At 69.7% G+C, this 22,715-nt stretch carries 18 protein-coding genes; 11 read left to right on the top strand and 7 right to left on the bottom strand.

What is annotated here, in order from left to right; genetic code table 11:
* The 3 genes from IEZ27_RS54305 to IEZ27_RS35710 form a co-directional block, all read left to right on the top strand.
* Positions 1-504 (top strand): SDR family oxidoreductase (locus IEZ27_RS54305; RefSeq protein WP_229824645.1); only part of this gene is annotated, 504 nt, incomplete at its 5' end.
* A gap of 110 nt (positions 505-614) precedes the next feature.
* Positions 615-1,865 carry an esterase/lipase family protein gene (locus tag IEZ27_RS35715; protein WP_229824644.1) on the top strand — a complete coding sequence of 417 codons (1,251 nt, stop codon included), beginning with the start codon at positions 615-617 and terminating at the stop codon, positions 1,863-1,865.
* Positions 1,866-2,149: 284 nt separating this feature from the next.
* A complete protein-coding gene (locus IEZ27_RS35710) occupies positions 2,150-2,539 on the top strand; it encodes a hypothetical protein (RefSeq protein WP_189651293.1) in 390 nt (129 codons plus the stop codon).
* A 77-nt stretch (positions 2,540-2,616) separates the two neighbouring features.
* On the opposite strand, the gene IEZ27_RS35705 is transcribed toward IEZ27_RS35710, so the two are convergent.
* A complete protein-coding gene (locus IEZ27_RS35705) occupies positions 2,617-4,161 on the bottom strand; it encodes an MFS transporter (RefSeq protein WP_189651292.1) in 1,545 nt (514 codons plus the stop codon).
* A 109-nt stretch (positions 4,162-4,270) separates the two neighbouring features.
* Here IEZ27_RS35705 and IEZ27_RS35700 point away from each other — a divergent pair, with 109 nt between their 5' ends.
* Positions 4,271-5,071 carry a TetR/AcrR family transcriptional regulator gene (locus tag IEZ27_RS35700; RefSeq protein ID WP_229824643.1) on the top strand — a complete coding sequence of 267 codons (801 nt, stop codon included), beginning with the start codon at positions 4,271-4,273 and terminating at the stop codon, positions 5,069-5,071.
* On the opposite strand, the gene IEZ27_RS35695 is transcribed toward IEZ27_RS35700, so the two are convergent.
* A complete protein-coding gene (locus IEZ27_RS35695) occupies positions 5,068-6,021 on the bottom strand; it encodes a LysR family transcriptional regulator (protein WP_189651290.1) in 954 nt (317 codons plus the stop codon). The genes IEZ27_RS35700 and IEZ27_RS35695 overlap by 4 nt on opposite strands.
* A 107-nt stretch (positions 6,022-6,128) precedes the next feature.
* On the opposite strand from IEZ27_RS35695, the gene dnaE reads away from it, so the two are divergent.
* Positions 6,129-9,671, top strand: a complete 3,543-nt coding sequence (dnaE, locus tag IEZ27_RS35690; protein ID WP_189651289.1) for a DNA polymerase III subunit alpha — start codon at positions 6,129-6,131, stop codon at positions 9,669-9,671.
* Between the two features lie 107 nt (positions 9,672-9,778).
* Positions 9,779-10,948, top strand: a complete 1,170-nt coding sequence (locus IEZ27_RS35685) for a hypothetical protein (protein WP_189651288.1) — start codon at positions 9,779-9,781, stop codon at positions 10,946-10,948.
* A gap of 27 nt (positions 10,949-10,975) precedes the next feature.
* Here IEZ27_RS35685 and IEZ27_RS35680 read toward each other — a convergent pair whose 3' ends face one another.
* The 4 genes from IEZ27_RS35680 to IEZ27_RS35665 form a co-directional block, all read right to left on the bottom strand.
* Positions 10,976-12,154 carry an ABC transporter permease gene (locus tag IEZ27_RS35680; RefSeq protein ID WP_189651345.1) on the bottom strand — a complete coding sequence of 393 codons (1,179 nt, stop codon included), beginning with the start codon at positions 12,152-12,154 and terminating at the stop codon, positions 10,976-10,978.
* A 2-nt stretch (positions 12,155-12,156) separates the two neighbouring features.
* Positions 12,157-12,834 carry an ABC transporter ATP-binding protein gene (locus tag IEZ27_RS35675; protein WP_189651287.1) on the bottom strand — a complete coding sequence of 226 codons (678 nt, stop codon included), beginning with the start codon at positions 12,832-12,834 and terminating at the stop codon, positions 12,157-12,159.
* Positions 12,827-14,701 (bottom strand): peptidoglycan-binding protein, encoded by a 1,875-nt coding sequence (locus IEZ27_RS35670; RefSeq protein WP_229824642.1) that lies wholly within the window; start codon positions 14,699-14,701, stop codon positions 12,827-12,829. The genes IEZ27_RS35675 and IEZ27_RS35670 overlap by 8 nt, the downstream gene beginning before the upstream one ends.
* A 62-nt stretch (positions 14,702-14,763) precedes the next feature.
* Entirely contained in the window at positions 14,764-15,627 is an 864-nt protein-coding gene (locus IEZ27_RS35665) for a hypothetical protein (RefSeq protein ID WP_189651286.1), read from the bottom strand.
* 317 nt (positions 15,628-15,944) lie between these two features.
* On the opposite strand from IEZ27_RS35665, the gene IEZ27_RS35660 reads away from it, so the two are divergent.
* Complete coding sequence (locus IEZ27_RS35660; RefSeq protein WP_189651285.1) at positions 15,945-16,376, top strand: BP74-related protein; 432 nt, start codon at positions 15,945-15,947, stop codon at positions 16,374-16,376.
* A 461-nt stretch (positions 16,377-16,837) separates the two neighbouring features.
* On the opposite strand, the gene IEZ27_RS35655 is transcribed toward IEZ27_RS35660, so the two are convergent.
* Positions 16,838-18,028, bottom strand: a complete 1,191-nt coding sequence (locus tag IEZ27_RS35655; protein ID WP_189651284.1) for an ROK family protein — start codon at positions 18,026-18,028, stop codon at positions 16,838-16,840.
* Between the two features lie 157 nt (positions 18,029-18,185).
* Here IEZ27_RS35655 and IEZ27_RS35650 point away from each other — a divergent pair, with 157 nt between their 5' ends.
* The 4 genes from IEZ27_RS35650 to IEZ27_RS35635 are packed head-to-tail and all read left to right on the top strand — an operon-like array spanning position 18,186 to position 22,644.
* Complete coding sequence (locus tag IEZ27_RS35650; RefSeq protein ID WP_189651283.1) at positions 18,186-19,493, top strand: ABC transporter substrate-binding protein; 1,308 nt, start codon at positions 18,186-18,188, stop codon at positions 19,491-19,493.
* A 30-nt stretch (positions 19,494-19,523) separates the two neighbouring features.
* Positions 19,524-20,501, top strand: coding sequence for a carbohydrate ABC transporter permease (locus tag IEZ27_RS35645; RefSeq protein WP_189651282.1), 978 nt, complete (start codon positions 19,524-19,526; stop codon positions 20,499-20,501).
* Positions 20,498-21,331 carry a carbohydrate ABC transporter permease gene (locus IEZ27_RS35640; protein WP_189651281.1) on the top strand — a complete coding sequence of 278 codons (834 nt, stop codon included), beginning with the start codon at positions 20,498-20,500 and terminating at the stop codon, positions 21,329-21,331. The genes IEZ27_RS35645 and IEZ27_RS35640 overlap by 4 nt, the downstream gene beginning before the upstream one ends.
* 8 nt (positions 21,332-21,339) lie before the next feature.
* The gene (locus IEZ27_RS35635) at positions 21,340-22,644 is read left to right on the top strand and encodes a Gfo/Idh/MocA family protein (RefSeq protein ID WP_189651280.1); all 1,305 of its coding nucleotides are present in this window, start codon (positions 21,340-21,342) and stop codon (positions 22,642-22,644) included.
* The last annotated feature ends 71 nt before the right edge of the window (positions 22,645-22,715 follow it).

The raw sequence follows: 22,715 nt of genomic DNA, 5'->3' as shown, positions 1-22,715 counted from the left end.
GCGGAACTGTCGCTGGAGGAGTTCATGCGGCCGATCGACGGCTTTTTGCGCACGCTGTTCATCACCAGCAAGGCTGTGGCCCGGCACATGGGGGGCGAGGGGCCCGGTGTGATCCTGACGCTGTCGGAGCCGGGTGCCAAGCTGGCCGTGGGCGGCATCTTGGGGCACGCCGTGAGCGCGGCCGGCAAGGAGGCGTTCTCCCGGGTTCTGGCCGCGGAGCTGGCACCCCGCAACGTCCGGGTCATCGGCATCCGTCCCCATGCTGTCGTCGACGCGCCGGCGGCCGGTTCCTACACCAAGGAGCTCTTCGAGCAGGCCGCGGCGGCGGCCGGGCAGTCGGTCCAGGAGATGCTCGAAGGCGGGGCGATGGCGCAGGGGACGCTGCTCAAGAGGCTGCCGACGCTTTCGGGGATCGCGGAGACGGCCGCGTTCCTGGCTTCGGAGCGAGCGGGGGCCATGACCGGGACGATCGCCAACCTGACCGGCGGCGCGATCGTCGACTGAGTGCGGGTCCGCCAGGACGTACGCCGGGCGCCGAGCCTGGGTTGAACGAGGGGTCAGACAAGACCATAGCTTTAGGTGTTCGTACGGCTGCGAACGGTGATAACCCGGGAGTGATCAACAAACAGCAGATCGTGAGCGCCCTGAGCGCCGCGTCGTCGATTGACCTGTCCTCCAGCGCCAGCTCCAGGGCCGGCATCACCACCACCACCGCTCCGCCCGCCGATAAGTGGAGCGACCGCTGGCCGCTGCCCGGCGGTACGGCGTGGGTGTACTACGGCGAGCGGAACCAGGGCCTGACGCGGCCGGTGCTCCTGGCCGACGGTTTCGGCTCCGGGCCCAGCGACATCGACGAGCTCTACGACGGCCTGGAGCGGCGCGCCTTCCCGCTGATCAGCGAGCTGCGCAGGCGCGGTCGCGACGTCGTCATCGTCGGCTTCGACGACCGCGGCGCCTCCATCCTCGACAACGCGCAGACCGCCACCGCGGCGATCCATCGCGCCGCCGCCGAGCGGCTCGGCGGCACCCGCCTGCTCGCCGGCGGGTTCAGCATGGGCGGCCTGGTCACCCGCTACGCCCTCGCCCGGATGGAGAGGCAGCGCATCGACCACCAGGTCGGCGCGTACTTCTCCTGGGACACCCCGCACCGCGGCGCCTACGCGCCGATCTCGCTCCAGGCGTTCGCGCACTACATCAAGCCCTACGACGCGCGCTTCTCCGACCTGTTCAACAGCTCGGCCGCCCGCCAGCTGCTGGCCTGGCACCTGCCGGACTTCGACGGCGAGCCCGGCGTCGACCCGCTGCGCACGCAGTTCCTCCGCGAACTGGAGTCCGTCGGCGGGTGGCCGCGTATCCCGCGCCTGCTCGCCGTCGCCGATGGCGCGGGCAACGGTGCGGGCAACGGCACCGGCGCCGGCGAGAGCGCGCTGCTCGGCACCGGCGACCTCATCACCGGCACCGACCTGCGCACCCAGCCCAAGGCGCCCGAGACCCTCGCCGCCAGGCTCCGCGTCCTGACGCCCGACGTCATCGAGGTGCAGGCGCCGGGCGTTCCGTGCGTGGACGGCGCGCCCGGCGGCATTCTGGCCGGCTTCAAGATCCTCGCCGACGCGCTCAACGCCATCGCCGAAGCCACCGGTCTCGGCCTGGACGTCGACAACCCGATCGCCGGGCACTGCTTCGTCCCGTCCATCAGCGCCGTCTCCGTCCGCGACGTCACCGAAGCCGACCTGTACACCGACATCGACGCGCTGCCCCCGGACCAGAGCGACCTCGACGACTTCTACTGTGCCACCGACAACCGCGGCCACACCGAGATCACCGAAGAGGGCGCCACCTGGCTCCTGGACCGCCTTCCCGACTAGGAGGCGCCACCGATCTCACCACAGGCCCGCATCCTCGATGGCGACACTGTTGGCGGATTGATCAAAGCGAAGCGGCCCCGTGACCACCAATGGGATCACGGGGCCGCTCTTTGTCGTGTCCCGAATGGGAAGGACGTCTTCGGTGTCATCGTGCCCGGCTTGGAGCTGACCGATCCGGGTCCGGCCACTCTGTCTCCCGGGCGAAGCGACGCTGCTTCCGCGATGAGCATCCGATCGGCGAGGGCCCTGTCCCGAGCCTGATCGCAGCGGTGGTGGCGGGCGCTGTGACGATGGCGCCGGGCCTGACCGGCACGAGCGGCGCCCTGGCCGCGGCCGACCCGACATGCGGGAGCTGGATCTCCAGCCTCGTCTTCCCCGGTCTGTCAGCCTGTATCCGGGGGACCGGTGCCGCCTGGAAGCAGGCCCAGACGGAGGTCTTCAACGGCACGGGCTTCTCGGTGGAGGTCGAGAACCTCAACGCCCGCCTGGAGTCTCTCCCCGCGGACGCCCGCTGCGTCGACATCAGCCTCCAGAACGGGCAGACGGCGTTCTGCGGCACCCGCAGCGTGCCCGACGACAACCCCTTCCAGTTCGACCGTGCCCTGGGCTCCGCCCAGGTCACAGATCTGGTCAGGCGGGAGCAGTTCTCCTTCGAGTCCTCCTTCGTGGGCTGAGTGGGGACTTCTCGGCGTTGGTGACGAGTTCGCCGTTCGGCTCAGCCGGCACCGGCGTGGATCGCCACCCCGCCGGGCTACTTCGTGCCTGCGGAAGACTGCGGGAGGTCGCGTCCGCGGATGAGGGTCAGCACAACGACGATGGTGATGAGGGCCAGGCCCGCGGAGCTGTAGAGCACGGCCGACGCGCCGGAGGCGATGGCGTTGCTCAGCAGGTCCTCGACGGCGGCTCGGGCGGCGACGGGGGTGACGTCGAGGGCGCGCTGGAGGTCGCCGTCGGCGGCGAGGACGGCCTCGCGGGCTGCCGCGGGCAGGGGCGGTCCGGCGGCGACGACACCGGCGATGCGAGTGGTGTAGACGGCCCCCAGAACGGCGGTGCCGATGCCGGCTCCGGCGGAGGCCAAGCCGGTGATCGTTCCGGCGACCATGCCGGCTCGCTGCTTGTCGGTGACGTTCATGGCGACGGCCATGACCGGTGCGCCGGCGATGCCGCCGCCGATCCCCCAGACGAGCAGGGGAATTGTCAGGAGCCAGGGGGTGACGGTCGGGGTGAACGCCAGTGCCAGCGCGGTGGCGCCCACCGCCTTGCACGCGTAACCGCCTGCGATGACGTAGCCGGAGGGGAACCGGCTCAGGAGCTTTCCTCCGAGCATGCCCGCCGCCATCTGGGCGAGGAAGACGGGTGTCAGCAGCAGTCCGCTCTGTGTGGGGTTCAGGTGCAACGACCACTGAAAGTACTGCACGAAGTAGACCGTGCCGCCGATGGTCAGAACGCGGGAGACGAAGACCGCCAGGGCGGCGCCGGCGAAGGCGGGCTTGCGGAACAGGGCGACGTCCAGCGTGGGCGCACCGCTCCGGCTCTGGAGGAGAAGGAAGGCCGCGAACAGGACGACCGCGATCGCGAGCTGCGTCAGTGTCGCCGCCGATCCCCAGCCCTGGTCCTCTCCACGTAGCAGGGCCAGGTTGATCAGGGCGAGTGAGGCGATCAGCAGTGCGGTGCCCGTCCAGTCGATCCGGCCCTGCCGGGCCGAGGCGGAGCCGCCGGCGGGAAGGGCGCGCAGGCAGAGCACGAAGGCGACCGCACCGATCGGCACGTTGATCAGGAAGATCGCGCGCCAGCCGAGCGTGTCGACGAGTGTGCCGCCCAGCAGGGGGGCGATGAGGCCGGCCGCGGTCGCCGCGCTGCCCCAGGTGGAGATGGCCATGTTGCGCCGTTCTCCGTCCAGGTGCTGGGAGAGCAGGGGGAGTGCGTTGACCATCAGGATGGCGCCGCCGATGCCCTGCGCGGCGCGAGCGAGGTCGAGCACCATGGTGGTCGGCGCCGCGCCGCAGACGATCGACGCGGCCGTGAACAGGGCGATGCCGAGCAGGTACATGCGGCGTCGGCCGATGCGATCGGACAGGCTGCCCACGACCTGGGTCACCGCGCCCATGGTGATCATGTAGCTGATGATCACCCATTGGATGCCGGCGAGCGTTCCGCCGAGGTCGGCCTGGATCGCGGGCAGGCCGACGGTCACGATCGTCATGTCGATCACCACCAGCGCGGTGCCCGTGATGGCCAGGCCGAGAACGGCCCGCCCCCGGGCGTCCGCCGAACGGGCGACGGTCGGCGGGGTCATCGGAGAGATCCGGGAAGGTGTGTGGAGGTAAGGGGCACCTAAGGAGAGTGGCGCAGGCCGGACGTTAAAGTCAACAGAGTGTGAAGTTCAAGGGCGGTATGCTCGGATGGTGCTCCACGATCCGGACCAGTCCGGCGCCTCCAGCCCCGATGCCACCAGCCCCGGCGGGCCGCGTCGCCGTCAGCGGCCGCTCATGCGCAAGGGACGGCCGACTCTGACCAAGGACCTCATCGCCCAGACGATGCTCGACCTCGCGGGCGTTCACGGCTTCCGCGCGGTGACCATGCGACTGCTCGCCGAGCATCTCGGCGTGACCGTCCGGGCCCTCTACAACTACGCCGACGACCGCGGCGAGATCGTGGAGCGCGCGGTCGCGCTGTTCCTCGAGCAGTGGCCGGCGCCTCGGCTGGATCCCGGGGACTGGGAGCGCGGCATCAGGGAGTACGGCGCCGCCCTGCGCGCGGTCTACCGGCGCTACCCGCGGGCACTGCTGGTGTCGCTGGACGAGCAGCTCGGCGACGTGGCGATCCACCAGGACCGCCTGATCCACACCGACGCCTTCCTGGGCATGCTGCGCGCCATCGGGCTGGGCGTCGCGGAGGCGCAGATCGTGCACCGCGATCTGACGCTGAGGCTCTTCGGGTTCGTGCTGCTCGTGGACCATCGCCAGGACCAGGGGGAGTCGGTCATGGAGCACACTCCCGTCCCGCCGTTCTGGTTGCGGGCACATCCCGACCTGGCCGTTCCGCACCTTCGCGAAGCGGTCGCCGCCGCTCCCCTGATGACGGTGGACGAGGCGTTCGAGCATGTCATGCACGGGTTGATCGTCATCGTGCGCGACCTGCTGGCCTCTGCCGGGGAGCGTCACACGGAGCACCGGTCACCACGGCGTCCTGACGGACAGGACTAGGCACGAGTGCCGACGAAGGCGGCGCGGTCGGCGACGGGCAGCCATTGGCGTCCAGGGTCGAACGGGCGGAACCGGTCCTTGACGAAGCGGGTGAGCAACGCCAGCACCGGGTGATCGTTGTGCCGTTGGCGGAGCAGTGAACAGGGGTACACGGGTGCCGGGTCGACCACCGGGATCTGCACGGTGCGCACATGGCTGGGGAGGCGACACCACTCCCCGACGAGCCCGACGCGCTCACCTGATCCGATCTCCTCGACGTAGTACTCCCAGCCGAAGTCGGGGCCGGAGGCGTCGATGTGGACGCCGAACTCGGCGCCGAAGAGGCTCCAGAAGTCGGCCCACTCGCTGCCGGCGGCGTTGCCCGGCATCCACACGGTCATCCCCGCGAGCCGCCCCGTCTCCACCTGCGGCAGAGCGGCCAGGGGATGGTCGCGGCCCACCAGCAGGTGCGCTTGCTCCAGGTAGGCGGGGGTGGACACCAGGTCGTCGCCCAACGGCCCGCAGGCCCGCGCGAAGGCCGCGTCCACGGACCCGTTCGCCAGCGCGACATGCGCGGACCGGAGCCCGTTGGACGTGATGATGTCGATCTCGGCGTCCGCGGTCGCCCGGTGGAAGGCGCGGATCACGTCGATGGCGGCCAGCCGGGTGTCCAGGACGTCGACGCGCAGTGTCCGGCGCCGGTTGCGCAGCATCTCGGATGCCTGGTCGGCGAGGCCGATCAGGGCGCGCGCGTGGTTGAGGAACGCCCGGCCGTCCTGGGTGGGCTCGGCGCCGACGCGGGTGCGGGACAGCAGCCGCACGCCGAGGTCGGCCTCCAGCTTCGCGATGCGCTTGGAGACGGCCTGCTGGCTGATGCCCAGCGTGGCGGCGGCTTCGCTGAAGTAGCGCTCGTCGGTGACGGTGACGAAGGCGCGGACCGCCGCAAGGTCCAGGTCAACTGGCGGTACCACCGATGGTTGTGGATGGACTGCGTGTCGGTTGTTGGACAACCCGGCTTCCTCTCGGGTCGAATGCGGGGTCTTCGGCGGCAGCCTACAACCAGGGGGAGTGGATACTGATGGGGTCCTTCGTGCATCTCCACGTGCACACCGAATACAGCATGCTCGACGGCGCGGCCAAGGTCGGCCTGCTGATGGACGAGGTGGCGCGGCTCGGCATGCCGGCCGTGGCGATGAGCGACCACGGCAACGTGCACGGGGCGTACGAGTTCTACCAGAAGGCGCGCAAGACGGGGATCAAGCCGATCATCGGCATCGAGGCGTACGTCGCCCCCGTCTCCAGACACCACCGCAAGCCGGTGTACTACAGCGACGACCTCTCGTTGCGCCGCTCCGACGACGACACCGGCAAGGGCGGGGACGTCTCCGGGCGTGGTCTGTACACGCATATGACGATGTGGGCGGCCGATGCCCAGGGCCTGCGTAATCTTTTCCGGCTGCAGTCCCGGGCCTGGCTCGAAGGGCACGTCCAGAAGTACCCGCGCATGGATGACGAGTTGCTCGCCGAGCACGGCCAGGGCATCGTCGCCTCGACCGGCTGTCCCTCCGGCGAGGTGCAGACCCGGCTCCGGCTCGGTCAGTACGACCGGGCTGTCGAGGCCGCCGCCCGGTACCGCGACATCTTCGGCCCGGACAACTACTTCCTGGAACTGATGGACCACGGCCTCGCCATCGAGCGCCGGGTCCGCGACGACCTGCTCAGGCTCGGCAAGGAGCTCGACCTGCCGCCCCTGGCCACCAACGACTCCCACTACGTCACGGAGAGCCAGGCCCAGGCACACGACGCGTTGCTGTGCGTCGGCACCGGCAAGCGGCTCGCCGACACCGACCGTTTCCGCTTCGGCGGCAGCGGCTACTACGTCAAGTCCGCCGCCGAGATGCGCGCGTTGTGGGACGCCGAGGTGCCGGGCGCCTGCGACAACACGCTTCTGGTCGCCGAGCGGGTCGGCGACTACGGGGAGGTGTTCGCGCACCGGGACCTGACGCCGCGGTTCCCCGTACCGGAAGGGGAGAGCGAGTCGAGCTGGTTGCGCGGGGAGACCTTGGAGGGGGCGCGCCGCCGCTACGGCGGCCGGCCGTCGCAGGAGGTGCTGGACCGGATCGACTACGAGCTGTCGGTCATCGACATGATGGGCTTCCCCGGTTACTTCCTGGTGGTCGCCGACATCTGCCGGTACGCCCGCGAGCACGGCATCGGCCTGGGCCCCGGCCGCGGCTCGGCCACCGGGTCGATGGTCGCCTACTGCACGGGCATCACCCAGCTGGACCCGGTCGAACACAAACTGATCTTCGAACGGTTCCTCAACCCCGAGCGGATCTCCATGCCGGACGTGGACCTCGACTTCGACGACCGCCGACGGGACGAGATGATCGACTACGTCACCCGCAAATACGGCGACGACCGCGTCTGTCAGATCGTCACCTTCGGCACCATCAAGGCCAAGGCCGCCATCAAGGATTCCTGCCGGGTGCTGGGCCTGCCGTACGCCCTCGGCGACCGCATCACCAAGGCATTCCCGGCGGCGGATGGAGGCAAGGAGATCCCGCTGGCCGCCATCCACGACTCCGGCCATCCCCGCTACGGCGAGGCCGTGGAGCTGCGCCAGATGTACGAGCAGGACCCTGACGTCGAAAGGGTGATCGACGCCGCCGCCGGCATCGAGGGCCTCACCCGGGGAACCGGCATTCACGCCGCCGGCGTGATCCTCTCCAGCGAGCCGCTCATCGACGTCATCCCCCTGGTCAAGCCCAAGACGGACGGGCCTGTCATCACCGGCTTCCCCTTCACCCAGGCCGAGGAGATGGGCCTGCTGAAGATGGACTTCCTCGGCCTGCGCAACCTCACCGTCATCGGCGACGCCATCGCGAACGTCCGCGCCAACAAGGGCATCGACCTCGACGTCCTGGAGATCCCGCTCGACGACGCCGCGACGTATGAGCTGCTGGCGCGCGGCGACACGCTCGGCGTCTTCCAGCTGGACAGCGGCGGCATGCGGGTGCTGCTGAAGCTGATGCAGCCGACCACGTTCACCGACATCGCCGCGGTGAACGCGCTGTACCGGCCCGGCCCCATGGAGATGAACGCCCACACCAACTACGCCCTGCGCAAGACCGGCAGGCAACCGGTCGAGCCGATCCACCCCGAGCTGGAGGAGGCGCTGGATCCCATCCTCGGCGACACCTATCACCTGGTGGTCTTCCAGGAACAGGTGATGGCCATCGCCCAGCAGCTCGCCGACTACTCCCTCGGCGCCGCCGACATGCTGCGCCGGGCCATGGGCAAGAAGAAGAAAGAGGTCCTGGACGCCGAATGGCACCGCTTCTCGGCGGGCATGCGCGGGCGCGGCTTCTCCGAGGAAGCCGTCAAGGCGGTCTGGGACGTCCTCGTCCCCTTCAGCGGCTACGGCTTCAACAAGTCGCACACCGCCGGCTACGGCCTGGTCTCCTACTGGACCGCCTACCTCAAGGCCAACCACCCCTGCGAGTACCTGGCCGCGCTGCTCACCTCCGTCGGCGACGACAAGGACAAGATGGCCGTCTACCTGGCTGACTGCCGCCGTACGGGGATCAAGGTGCTGCCCCCGGACGTCAACGCCAGCCGGCAGGACTTCGCCGCGGTCGGCGCCGACATCCGCTTCGGCCTGGGAGCCGTCCGCAACGTGGGAACGGGTGTCGTGGACGCGATCGTCACCACCCGGGTGAGCAAGGGGCACTACACCGATTTCAACGACTTCCTCACCAAGGTCCCCTCCATCGTCTGCAACAAGCGTGTCATCGAGTCGCTGGCCAAGTCCGGCGCCTTCGACAGCCTGGGCCATCACCGCCAGGCCCTGGTCGCGGTGCACGAGCAGGCCGTCGACGCGGTCATCGACCTCAAACGCAACGAGGCCCACGGCCAGGACTCGCTGTTCGGCGAACCCGGTCAGAGCAGCGCGTTCTCGACCACGATCCCGCAGGGCGAATGGGACCGCGCCGGCATGCTCGCCTTCGAACGCGAAATGCTCGGCCTCTACGTCAGCAGCCATCCGCTCGACGGAGCCGAACACGTCCTGGACGCCAACCGCGACACCACCATCGCCGAGCTGCAGTCCTCCGGACGGCAGGACGCGACCGTCCGGATCAGCGGCATCGTCTCCGGCCTGCAGCGAAAGATCACCAAGCAGGGCAGCCCCTGGGCGATCGTCACCCTCGAAGACCACGACGCCGCCGTCGAGTGCCTCATCTTTCCCAAGACCTACACGCTGTACGGCGAATCGCTCGCCGAGGACCGCGTGATCTCCGTGCGCGGACGAGTCAACGTCCGCGACGAGACGCTGAGCGTATACGGCGAGGACATCAGAATCCTCGACGTCTCCCACACGAACGCCGAGCCACCCGTGGTGCTCTCGATTCAGGAGAGCCGCCTGAACTCACGCGTCGTCCTGGAGCTCAAGCACATCCTGTCCGCTCATCCCGGCCGCGCGCCGGTCCACGTCCGCCTGCACCGCCAAGGAGCCAAAGGGTTGCTGCTGAACCTGCAGCCCTTCCAGGTCAGCCCCGAGCCGGCCTTCTACAGCGAAGTCAAGGCGCTGCTCGGCCCCGGCGCCATTGTGCAGGGCTGAGGCAAATGGCGCGGTACGCCCCACCACCCGCCTGGGGTGCCCGCCCTGTCTCACTGGCACGCGAAGCGGTGCGGTGGCCAGCGCGGCGAGCGCATTAGGGTGATCGGATGTCCGGTATCTGGCGTTCGTCGGCGTTGGCTCTCGCCTTTCTGCTCTGCGCCTGCTCGACCGGCGCTCCCGGCGCTCCCGGTGCGGCTCCGGTCGCGGCGAAGCCCACCTGTGACGATGATCCGTGGTCGGCGGGATCGGACGAACCGCTGCCCGCCGACCGCGTCGGCGACTGGCGTCATGTCAGGACGTTCACCGACGGCAGGCCCGCTGATATGACCGTTCTGCGGGACGGGACGGTCTGGGTGGTCGGGGCCGGCGACGTTGCGCTCAAGCCGTACGTCGATGAGGAGCGCGGCTGCCTGGCGGTGAACGACACCGAGAGCCGCGGGAGGGTGTGGCGACTCGACGCGGGCACCTGGCGGCTGGTCACGCCGCCTCGGACCTGCGCGGACAGCCTGACCGGGGTCGATGCGGCAGCGGACGGAAGCATATGGGTCTTCGGCGCGAGGCAGACCGAGGACGGCGCGGACCAGCCGTGCGCGGCCCGCTGGGACGGCACGTCCTGGGCCGAGCGGACACTCCCGATGGAACCGGACGCCGAACTGGCGGCCGGTTCCGCCGAGCTGTGGACCATCGACCGGGAGCGCCCCACCCAGCTGGTCGGCGGCAAGATCTTCAGGCACGAGCCGGTCGCCGAGGCCGGGCTGCTCGCCCGAGGCCGTGACGGCGCGGTCTGGGTGGCCGGTACAAGGGGCGCCGGCCGCGTCCAGGTCGCCCGCCGGGACCGCGGGGCCTGGCGGCGGCTCCCCGACCTGATACTGCCGCGGCTCAGGGAGTACACGAAGCCCTGGCTCGAACTCGACGGCACGGTGGTGACCGCGCCCGACGACGTCTGGGTGGTCGCGCACCTGTCATGGTACGCCGAGGACGAGTCGGAGCCGGGCAGGCAGATCCTGGCCCGCTGGAACGGCTCGGCCTGGTCCTCGCGCATGGGCGAGGAGATCGTGCCGATCGGCAGCGGCGAGATCGTCTCCGACGGGGACGGCGGCGTCTGGCTCGCGGACCTCGACCACGGCGGCCTGGAGCACGTCACGGGCGGGCGCCGCGAACCCGTCACGCTGCCCGCGCCGACCCGCGACGGCGGCACCGACCTGCGGCTGTCCCAGCGCCCCGGCAGCCGGGAGGTCTGGGCGCTGGACGACCAGAACCTCTGGAGCACCAGGTGACGACACCGCGAGCCACCTTGTAGCTGGTCAGCGCAGGGCGTCGACGGGTTCCATGCGGGCGGCGCGCAGGGCTGGATAGAGCCCTGCGAGGAGTCCGACCAATGCGCCGGCGGCAGGTGCGGCCAGGGCCATGCGGAAGTCCAGGACCGGGGTCCACTGGCGGAGGGCGGCGACGATGACGACGGCGATGGTGCCCAAGCTGGCGCCGATGACTCCGCCGGTCAGGCCGATCAGGCTGGATTCCAGCAGGAACTGGGCGGCGATGTGGCGGCGGGCGGCTCCCAGGGCTCGGCGCAGGCCGATCTCGGCGACGCGTTCCATGATGGTGACCAGGGTGACGTTGGCGATGCCGACCGCGCCGACGATCAGGGAGACCAGGCCGAGGATGAGGAACAGGCCGTTGACGTCGTCCTGGGCGCCGTCGCGGGCACGTTTGGGGCTGGGCGGGGCGATGACCTGGAGTTCGCCGGTGTGGTTGGGGCTGAGGGCGAGGGGGGCCTGGCGGGCGATCAGTTCGGCGGCGCCCAGTTGGGTGCCGATCAGCACGCGGGTGACGTTGTTCAGGCCGAAGTCGGGCCCGAGGGCGGGCGGCACCAGGACCGCGCTGGCGAGGATCTGCTCGCGCTGCAGGCCGCCGATGATGCCGATGACGGTATAGGCACGGTCGTTGACGAACACCGCCGGCGCGTGGTCCAGCCGGGTGATGCCGAGCATGCCGGCGGCCTGCTCGCCCAGCACGACGACGCGGTCACCGCGGGCGTTGTGGCCGGTGTCGTAGAAGCGGCCGGCCAGCAGTTTGCCGCGGGTGGTGGCCGGCAGGTCCGGGGTGGCCGCGACGACGGCCAGGGTCTGGCCGGACAGCCGGGTGGGGTCGAGCAGGTTGTTGGCGGTCACCACCAGGTTGGAGCTCTTCTCGTTCTGCGCCAGCGCGGTGGCTGAGAGCACGCCGCGCAGCCGCCGCACCTCGGCGGCGGCCTGCCAGGACACCAGGGCCTGGCGGTTGTTCTGCGGCACCTCGACGGTGACGCTGGTGGCCAGCAGTTCGTCGAAGCGGCCGACGATCTGGTTGCCGGCGGTCGCGGCGATGCCCATGGTGACCACCAGCGTGGTGATGCCCAGGACGGTGCCCAGGGTGGTCAGGGCCGATCGGACGGGACGGGCCAGCATCCCGGCCAGCGACTCGGTCCACAGGTCGCGGATGTGCATGCTCACCCCTGCTCGGTCAAGATGCCGTCGCCGATGCGCACCCGGCGTCCGGCGCGGGCGCTGACCTCGTCCTCGTGGGTGATCACCAGGATGGTCAGGCCGCGTTCGCGCAGGGTGTCGAACAGGTCGAGGACGGCCTCGGTGTTGCGGCTGTCGAGGTTGCCGGTGGGCTCGTCACACAGCAGCAGGGCGGGCTGGGCCATCAGGGCGCGGGCGATGGCCACCCGCTGACGTTCGCCGCCCGACAGCCGGCCCGGCCGGAAGCCGGCGCGGTGTCCCATGCCCACCTGCTGCAGCGCCTGCTCGGCGCGGGCCAGGCGGCCGCGGCGCGGATGATTGCCGTAGACCTCGGCGAGCATCACGTTCTCGGTCACCGTGCGGTGGGCGAGCAGGTGGAAGGACTGGAAGACGAATCCGATGCGTGCGCCACGCAGCCGGGTTCGCGCGCCGTCACCCAAGGTGGTGGTCTCGATGCCGTCCAGCCGGTAGGAGCCCGAACTCGGTGAGTCCAGCAGCCCGAGAACGTTGAGCAGGGTGGACTTGCCGGACCCGGACGGGCCGATGATGGCCAGGTAGTCGCCGCGCTCGACGCGCAGGTCGACGTTGTCCAGGGCGCGCACCGGCGGGTCGGTGGAGAAGTGGCGGCAGACGCCGGTCAGCTCGATGACGGGCTCAGGCATCGTTCACCACGACCCGGTCGCCCTCCTTGACCGCGCCCGCCTGCACGGGGCTGATCTCCACGTTGCCGTCGGCGGTCAGCCCGGTGCGCACCTCGACCTCTCGGCTCTTGTCGCCGTCCAGCGCCACTCGCAGGCGGGGGCGGCCGTCGGCGGAGGTGACGACGGCGGCGACCGGCACGCTCAGAACCGGCCCGCCGGTCGAGCCGACGGAGATCCGCACTGTCAGCGTCGAGCCGACCAGCGCCTTGAGCCCCTTGGCGGGGTCGGGGGTGAGCAGGACCGGCACCGAGCCGGTGGCGGGCGGAGGATCCTGATCGCCGTCCTTCTTGTCTTCCTGTGGGGCGAGGCGGGCGGCCTCCCCGGTGGCGGTGAGCCTGACCGGCAGCAGGGTGCCGTCGAGGGCTTCCATGGTGGCCTTCTGGCCCGGGCGCAGCAGCTTGGCCTCCTTGGCCTCCACCGACCCGGTGATCGCGAAGGCGGAGCTGGTCACGGTGGCGACCTTGCCCTCGATGGTGTCGCCGGGCTTGACCTCGGCCTTGTCGATGCGGGCCGGTAGCGTCGGGAGAAAGACGACCTCGCCGGCCGGAACGCTTACGCCGTAGCTCTTGAGGAAGTCGGCCAGCATGGCGCGGGCCTCAGCCAGGCCGGCGGCGCTGTTGCTGACCTTCATCCGCAGTGGGGAGACCACCCGGCCCCGGCGCAGGTTCTGCTCGGCGGTGACCTTTGCCTCCTTGGCGGTGCGCACGCTCTTGCGCAGCTCCTCCAGCCGCTTGCCCTGCTCCTCGCGGACCTGCTGGTCGTAGTCGTCGACGGCTTTGTGGGCCTCGTCCAGGGCTTGGCGGGCGTTGGCGAGCTTCAGCTCCAGCAGCCGGGTATCGGTCGAGCGGGACGGGCTGGGGGCAGGCACCGGATTGCCGGAGGGTGTGCCGGAAGGCGTCGGCGAGGGCAGCGGGGGGTTGTTGTTCTCCCTGGCCTCCATCAGCTCCTTCTCGGCCGCGAGCACGGCTTCCTCAGCGGTGCGCACCCCCTGCCGCAGACTGGTCGACCTGGAGGCCTGGTCGGGGGTCATGTCCTGCTGCAGCGCTTCTCGCAGTGCCCGCTCGGCCGAGCGCAGGTCACGGACGGCGTTCTCCAGGCGCACCTTGAGCGGCCGCACGTCCAGGCCCTCATCCAGCGCCTTGCGGGCCTCGGCCAGCTCCGCCTGCTTGTTGCGGACGGTCTCGCGGTAGGTCTGCAGGTTCTTGCGCGCCTCCATGTCGGGCTCCTGGGCCTGGTAGCCGCGCTTGGCGTACCAGCGCTTCACCGCGATGACGGTGGCCGCGTCGAAGACGCCCGTGACCGGCACCTGCACGCCCTTGCGGCGCAGCGCGCGCTGCAACTGGCGTACGTCGTCGCCTACCGTGCCCGGGACCAGCGGCCGGTACATCGGCAGCCGTCCACGAAAGACGAACACCGGCCGCCCGTTGACCTGCATCAGCACCTCACCTTCACGAATCGGGCCGGGCCGGGGCGCCGTGGACACGCGCTGGGCCGTGCCGCCGCCACTGGCCGACGCCGCACCGACCGCGCCGGTCACGCCGACGGTGCCGGCCAGCGTGACCGGCAGCGGGGAACCGTAGGTGAGCGTGCCGCTGACGGTGACGGTGCTGGTGAGCTTGCGCCGTTCGACCAGCGCGGTGACCAGGGACGGTTTCGGCGGGCGGCGCGCGGCCAACTCGTCGGCCGGAGAGCGCAGCTGGGCGCCCACCCCCCAGCCGATGCCGGCCAGCGCCACCACCGCGGCCACGACACCGGCCAGGACCTTGTTCCTGGACAGGCCGGCCCTGAAGGCGCCCGTCGCGCCGGCCGAAGCCTTGAGCTTGCGCATGCTGAAACTCGCTTCGATGAAAAAGAGGGAAATGAGGGTTGGGGCGGCGGAGCCTGGCCGGGCTACCCTGCGACCTGCATGCTCATGCCCATGCCCGCGAACTGGCCGGCCTGCTCGAAGATGGCGTTCAGCTTGGGCCGGTAGGCGGCGTAGAACTGCCTGCCGCACTCCAGATCCTCCAGCGCGGCCTTGATCTCACGCGTCAGCAGGGGACGCGCCTGCTCCGCGGTGGGTTTCTCGCCGAGCTTGCGCAGCTCTTCCTGGAAGGGCCCCTCGGTGCTGGTGGAGACCTCGGCCGGCTGCTGGGAGGTGACCTTGTAGCCCTTGCCCTTGAGGCAGTCGGCGAACTGGCCGGCCAGCTCCACTAGGCGGCTGTCGCCGTTCACCTCGCGGTTGATCGCCTGTTCGATCATCTTGGACTGAGCCTTGGCCACCTCCTGCATGGAGGTCATCTTGCGGCCGGTGGTCTTGTTGTACGCCTCCAGCATGCACGTCTCCATCGCGGCGAAGTAGGCGTCGCGCTGCGCCTTGGTCAGCCCGGCGATGACCTTGGAGTTCGGGTCGTCGCCCGCGCTCTCGACGGTCCGGGTGACCATGCGCCCGCCTGGGTCGTTGGGGTAGACGATCGAGGCGGCCCAGCCGAAGCCGTACTTGCTGCGCTGCTTCTTCATGGCTTCGTAGTCGCCGGACAGCTCCTTCTTCTGCTCTTCGGGAATGCCCCGGGTGGAGACCACCGGGTGGTAGGTGAAGCCCTTGCCCTTCATGCACGCGGCGAGCTGGGCCTGGCTCTGGCGCTGTTTGTTCTGCGAATCCGCGGCAGGGGCCGCCGAGGGCTGCGCCTGACCGGTCGAAGCGCAGCCGGTCATGGCGGCCAGCAGGGCCGCGCCGGCCACCACGGTCGCGAGCGACCTGTGGGAGTGAGTCATGGGGGCCTCTCGTAGGTTCCAGAGGATCAGCGGGCAGCACGAAGCAACACCGCGGCGGAACCATGTCGTGTTGCGGGTGCCGGGCGGCGAGCCGGTTCAATTTCCCGTGGGCAGGCTGAAGCGAACCTGAACACACCTGAAGCGCCGTGCACGGATCGAGGGCGACCTGCGTCAGGAGGCAGAACGGCAGGGCTTCGGCCGTCGCGGCAGAAAGTGACGATCTTGTCACTGCCGCGCCAGGCAGCATGCTGATCTCCATGTGATTACTTAGTGCACACAAAGACCACGCTAAGTAATCACACGAGGTGGACGGGCCCATGAATCGCACCCTGACAAAGATCGCCACAGCTCTCACTGCCATCACGGCGCTCGGCGTCGCCGCCCCCGCACCCGCTCAGGCGGCAGAGTCGGCCTACTTCGAGATGACCGACATCACCCGCGAGCACTTCATCATCAGACTCACCGACCCCGCGAAGATCCAGCACGCCCGCGACCTGGTGAACGGCGAGACCACAGACCGACCGCACGTCATCGGACGCATCCTCAAGCGCCAAGTTCCCTACAACCCGCGCTGGAGCTACCACTACAACCCCGAGACCGTCGACTTCTTCGACCAGGCGTTTGAAGTCTGTGACGCGACCATCCCCTACGTCGAGGACTACCTGGACGAGGCCGGCGGGGCGTTCCTGCCCGGCCTCGTCTGGTGCCCCTGGACGTCCAGGCTCGTGCGCGAAGTCCCTGCGCCGTAGAACCCCCTACGTCGCCTGCCGTCGCGGCCTCTGGAGAACCACTCCGGAGGCCGCTCCGCATGCGGAGCGGTCAGACCGCGGGGCTGCTCAGGTCGTCGCCCTCCCGTGCCCGGTACGGCGTTCGGCGGCCGACGCCGTTGTCGGTCGTGAAAAGGTCCTGGTGAGCTGCTTCGTGGTTGCCCAGCCCTACCAGGACCGGTTCCTCGCCGGCTCTGGAGAGAGCTACGACGCGTGGTCGGACGTCCGGCGTCGCGGCGCGGCTACTTCGTGACGCAGCACCACGCCCAGAACATCGGCCGGCCGAACACCCGCTGGGCGCGACCTTGTCCGCGCGGACGGGTCCCGTCGAACCGCAGGTCGGAGCAATCATTCCGTTCTGCTCGGCCACTCCCGAACCCGGTCGATGATCGCCTCCGGATCCGCTCCGGCGGGGGAGGGGGCCCCAAGGGGGCGTCGCGATGCTAGTGACCGTTCCCGGTGAGGAACAGCTGAGCCTCGACCTGGTCCAGCGCTATTCGGATGGCCCCCTGGGCGACGGAGTCGTCGCCCAATCGGGACACCTCGATGCGTGGAGGGAAGACGCATGCCTTGGCCAGGTGGTTCCGGATCGGTTCTGCCACGATGTCACCGGCCAGAGCCAGGCTGCCGCCGACGACCACGACCTCGGGGTCGATCGAGACGATGAGGCCTTCGACGGCCTTGACGAAACGGCGGGCGAAGTCCTTCGCCGCCGACTCGGCGGCGGGCTCGTGGCGGGCGGCGGCCTCGAACAACGGCCGCACATCCCGAGGGGGGCCGTCTTCCTCGCTGCCGTTCGCGGGGTCGGCGGGCGGTAGGTGATCGAGGAGGCGGCGGTACGCCTTGAGCGCCCGCTTCCCACCTGCCCGCGTGAGTTCTCCCGCCCCGCCGTGGTGGCCCTTCGGGATGCGGCCGTCGATCAGGAAGCCGGTGCCCATACGCAGCCCGGCGTGCAGATACACGACGTTGTCGGCGGCCATGGCCGCCCCGATCCAGCGTTCGGCGGCCGCGCCGGCCCGCATGTCGTTCTCCACGACGATCGGTGCGCCGATGATGTCGCCGAGCTCCGACGAGAGGTCCACGCCGGTCCAGCCGGGGAGATTGGACAGGACGACACGGCCGACGGCGTCGACGATGCCGGTGGTCGCCACCGCCGCGCCCAGGACGGGTCGTCGTCCGGGCGCGGCGTCGTCGAGGACCCGTGCCACGGCGCGGCGGACCGCTTCCAGCCGCTCGGGTCTGTCGGCCCGCCGGGACACCGGCGCATGGTGGGAAGCCACGATCGTGCCGACCAGATCGGCCGTCAGGACGTGGACCCAGTCGGGGGCGACATCGATGCCGACGACGTGGCCGGCATCGGCCCGGAAGCCGAACCGCCGGGCAGGCCGGCCGGCCACGCGGCCCGTCGGCTCCAGATCGTTCAGCAGCCCCTGTTCCAGCAGCGACTCCACGACATCCTCGACGGTGGGCCGGGAGACGCTCATCGCCTTCGTGATCTCGGTGAGCGTCATCGAACCGGGCTGCGACGTTGTGCCGGACGCGGCCCCGGACAGTAGGGCGCCGTGCAGGACGCGCAGCACCGCCGCCGAATTGAGCCTGCGGAGCACCGAGGGATCCCCGTTCAGACCAGCCATCTCCACCTCTTGACGGTCCCTGTGTGAGCTGCAACACTACCAGCCATTCAGGTTATAAAACAAAGTTTATTTATATACCTGCCCCCGCGTCGTACCGCGGGGAAAGCCCTGCCTCCGCCGGGTTTCGGCGGCTCGCCCCCCTTTGAGGAGCATCAGCATGTACGTACCGCGTGGAACCAGGCTTCGTACGACCGCGGCGGTCGCGGTGGCCGCGGCGCTGGCGCTCAGCGCCTGTACCGTCGGAGACGGGAACGTCACCAAGGCGTCAGGCGGCGGCAGCGCCGTCACACTCACCTTTCTCACGTTCGAGAATCCCAACCTGACCAGTGAGTATTGGGACGCCGCGATCGCCCGAGCGAGTGCGAAGGTGCCCGGGGTGACGATCAAGAAGCTGGTCGGCACCAACAGCACCGCCTACCTCCAGCAGCTCTACGCGTCCGGCCAGGCGCCCGACATCATGACGAGCATCTCGCCGGACGGCTTCGCGCAGAAGGGCGAGCTGGCGGCGTGGAGCGCGGACGAGATGAAGAACTTCATCGACCCGCACGCCGGCGCCATCAAGGGCCAGACGTACGCGCTGTCGTTCAACGTGCAGCCGATCCCCCTCGTCTACTACAACAAGGACGACTTCGCCAAAGCGGGCATCACCGCCGCGCCCAAGACCTACGCGGCGTTCCTCGACGCCTGCGCGAAGCTGAAGGCGGCGGGGATCACCCCACTGGAGATCGGCGGCGGAGGCAAGGACACCTGGGCGGCGGCGTTCGGGTTCGGGGCCATCGTGTCGTCCGACATGCTGACCAAGACCCCTGACTGGTTCAGCAAGCGCGCCGCCGGCACGGTGAAGTTCGCCGACCCGGACTTCGTGGCAGCCGCCCAGAAGGCCGCGGACCTGTCCAAGAAGGGCTACATCGACACCGCCGGGCTCAGCCGCTCCTACTCCGACGTCGAGCAGGCGTTCCGTGACAAGAAGGCCGCCATGTACCCGATGGGCTCGTGGTTCTCCGCTTCCCTCGACAAGAACAAGCCGTCGTTCGACGTCGGCGTCTTCGGCTGGCCCAGCGACGCCGGGCAGAACGTCGTCCCGGTCGTCACCGGCGGCGGTCTGATGGTCAACTCGAAGGCCAAGGACGTCGGCCTCGCCAAGAAGTGGGCCCTGGCGTTCGCCGAGGACAAGACCAATCTCGACAACAGCGTCCTGGCCGACGGGCTCATCATCGGCATCAAGGGCTACACGCCGCCGGCCAACGTCGGGGCGATGTACACGCAGACGCTCGACATCTACCAGAAGGCGCAGCAGAGCGGCCAGACGGCGCCGGCCTGGATGAACACGGCCGGCGACGGCTCCCTGCCGCCGGGCTTCTCCGACCAGCTGAACGCGGCGATCGTCGACCTGATCACCGGGCGCAAGTCGCCGCAGGCCTTCGCGGCGTATCTCGACCAGCGGTACGCCGCGGCGACGCGCTAGATCCATCGGGACCTGAACTTGGAGCCGTACATGCAAGGCGTCAAGAACCACGATCGGCCCACCGCGGCCGGACCGCCGGGGCCGTCCGGATCGGTGGGGCGCCCAAGATCGCCGATCGGCGCCCCGCGGCGCGGGCGGGGACGCGGGACGTACCGCTTCCTGGTGTTCGCGCTGCCGGGCGCGGCTGTCTACGTGGGCCTGGTGCTCGTCCCGATGGCGATGGCCATCGGGACGAGCACCACCGACCGCAACGGGTTCCGCCTCGCGACCAGCTTCGTCGGCCTGCGGAACTACGGTGACCTGTTCTCCGACCCCGCGTATCTCCAGACCCTGCGGAACACGCTGATCCTCAGTGCGATCGTCACCATCGTCCCGAACGTCCTCGGGCTGGCCATCGCGCAGCTGCTGGACCGGCGCGGCTGGGTCTTCAACGCGATGCGCGCGGTGTTCTTCGTCCCGGTGGTGCTGTCCTCGGTCGTGGTCAGCGTCATCTGGGAGACGATCATCACCGATGACGGCCTGCTCAACCGGGTCCTGCGCGGCCTGGGCGTCGCGCATCCGCCGGGGTGGCTGTCCGATCCGGGGATCGCGCTGTACAGCGTCGCCTCGATCATGTGCTGGCAGATGCTCGGCCTGTGCGTCGTCATCTACCTGGCGGGCCTGCAAGGCGTCCCCCAGGAGCTGACCGAGGCCGCGGCCATCGACGGCGCCGGCCCGGTGACCCGCTTCCGCGCGGTCACCTGGCCGATGATCGCCCCGGCCGTCACCATCTGCACCGTCCTGCTCATGATCGGCGGATTCAAGGCCTACGACCAGGTCAAGGTCATGACGAACGGCGGCCCGGGCATCGGCACCACCACCACCCTGGCCTTCGACGTCGTCGTGACCGGCATCGACGGGGCGCACATCGGATACGGCGCCGCCAAGGCCACGCTGATGCTCGTGCTGATCGCGGCCGTCTCCTTCGCCGCGCTCCGCCTGCTGCGCCGCCGGGAGGTCGAACTGTGACCACGCGGACCTGGACCGGCCCGGTCAGGGCCCTCACGGCCCTGACGGTGACGGCGGTGTTCATCCTGCCCGTCTACCTGGTGCTGGCCAACACCTTCAAACCGGGCACGGAGATCTTCGCCCACCCCGGAACGCTTCCCCTGCACCCGACGCTGGACAACATCCGCAACGTCACCGGCCGGGCCGACCACCTGTTCTGGGCGGGCCTGTTGAACAGCGTCCAGGTCACGGCCCTGTCCGTCATCTTGTCCACGGTGCTCTCGGCGATGCTGGCGCACTACCTGGTCCGTACCAAGACCCGCGGCGCCCGTCTCATCGCCGTCCTGATCCTGGCCGGCCTGATGATCCCCAGCGCCGTCACGCTCCAGCCGATCACCGAGGTGCTCGGGCAACTGCATCTGATGGGCACGGTTCTGGGCCTGGTGCTGGTCAACGTCGCGGCGAACCTGCCGTTCGGCGCCCTGCTGTTCATGGGCTTCATCAAGAACATCCCGCTCGATCTCGAGGAGGCCGCGGCCCTCGACGGAGCCGGGCCGCTGCGGACGTTCTGGTCCATCGTCTTCCCCCTGCTGCGACCCGCCGCGGCCAGCGTCCTGATCTTCACGGCGGTCAGCGTGTGGAACGACTTCATCACACCGCTGATCGTGCTGGGCCCGGCCAACGGCAGCACCGTGACCGTCGGCATGTACCGCCAGATCAGCGAGCACGTCTCGGACTTCGGAGCGGTGTTCGCGTTCATGGTGCTGTCCACCATCCCGATCTTGATCCTTTTCCTGTTCTTCCAGCGCTACTTCGTCAAAGGCCTGCTTGGCGGGGCCACGAAGGGATGATCCACAGCATGTCCGGCTCGCAGTTCACCAATGTCGCCGACTCGCCTGGCAGGCTCCTGACCATGGCGGTGGCCGGGGGAGGGGCGCGCGGCTTCGCCTATGCCGACACCGCGGTCCGCCTGCCAGAACCGGTGCGCGTCGTGGCGGTGGCCGAGCCCCGCACGATCGCGCGCGAACGGTTCGCCGACCGGTTCGACGTACCCGCCGACAACGTCTTCAAGGACTGGCGCGACCTGGCCGCGGCGCCCCGGCTCGCTGACATGGTGGTCGTCAGCCTGCTCGACCACCAGCACATGGAGGCCGTCCTGGCCTTCGCCGAGCGCGGCTACCACATCCTCCTGGAGAAGCCGATGGCGACCACGGAGGAGGACTGCGTCAAGATCCAGGAGGCCGTCGAGGCGGCCGGCGTCCACGCGGCGGTGTGCCACGTGCTCCGCTACACGCCCTACACCGTCGCGCTGCAGAAGCTGCTCGCGGACGGCGCGATCGGGGAGATCGTCTCGATCGAGCACCTGGAGCCGATCGGGCACTCGCACTTCGCCCACTCGTTCGTGCGGGGCAACTGGCGCCGCGCCGACGAGAGCAGCCCGCTGCTTCTGCAGAAGTCCTGTCACGACATCGACTGGCTGATGTCCCTGATCGGCCGCCCGGTGCAGCGGGTCTCCTCGTTCGGCAGCCTGAAGCACTTCAACGCCGCGAACCGGCCCGAGGGCGCCGCCGACCGGTGTGTCGACTGCTCGATCGAGCCGGACTGCGCCTTCTCCGCCGCGCGGGTCTACCGCCGGGGCGTCGCCGCCCCGGACTCCTTCGACGGCTACAACGCGCTGGTGATGGCCGGCCGGCTCACCACCGAAGCGGTCGAGGACGCGCTGGCGCACGGACCGTACGGACGGTGTGTCTACGCCAGCGACAACGACGTCGTGGACCACCAGGTGGTCCAGATGGAGTTCGACGGCGGTGCGACGGTGAGCTTCACTTTGACGGCGTTCGCCGAGGGCGCCAATCGCAAGACCCGCGTGTTCGGCACCCGGGGGCAGATCACCGGCGACGGGCGAAACCTCGAACTGTTCGACTTCCTGTCGGAGCGGACCACGGTGATCGACTCCCACGCCGGCATGGGTCACACGGCCGCCGACGGACACGGCGGAGGCGACCGCGCACTGATGGAGGCATTCGTCCGCGGACTGCGCGAAGGCACAGCCGGGGACATCCCGTCCGGCCTGAAGGAGAGCCTGGCCAGCCACCGGGTCGTCTTCGCCGCGGAACGCGCGCGGGCCCAGGGGACCGTCATCGAACTGCCGACAGACATGTGAGTCAGGCGTTCGGCGAGAGCTCCTGAAATGAACTGCCGGGGGCCGTGGCATCGAGGGCCCGGCGTGGCGAA

Origin of the sequence: Nonomuraea spiralis (assembly GCF_014648435.1) — a bacterium.
GTDB classification, from domain to species: Bacteria; Actinomycetota; Actinomycetes; order Streptosporangiales; family Streptosporangiaceae; genus Nonomuraea; species Nonomuraea spiralis.
Note: the sequence above shows the minus strand (reverse complement) of the source record. Positions and strands in the feature narration are given on the sequence as shown.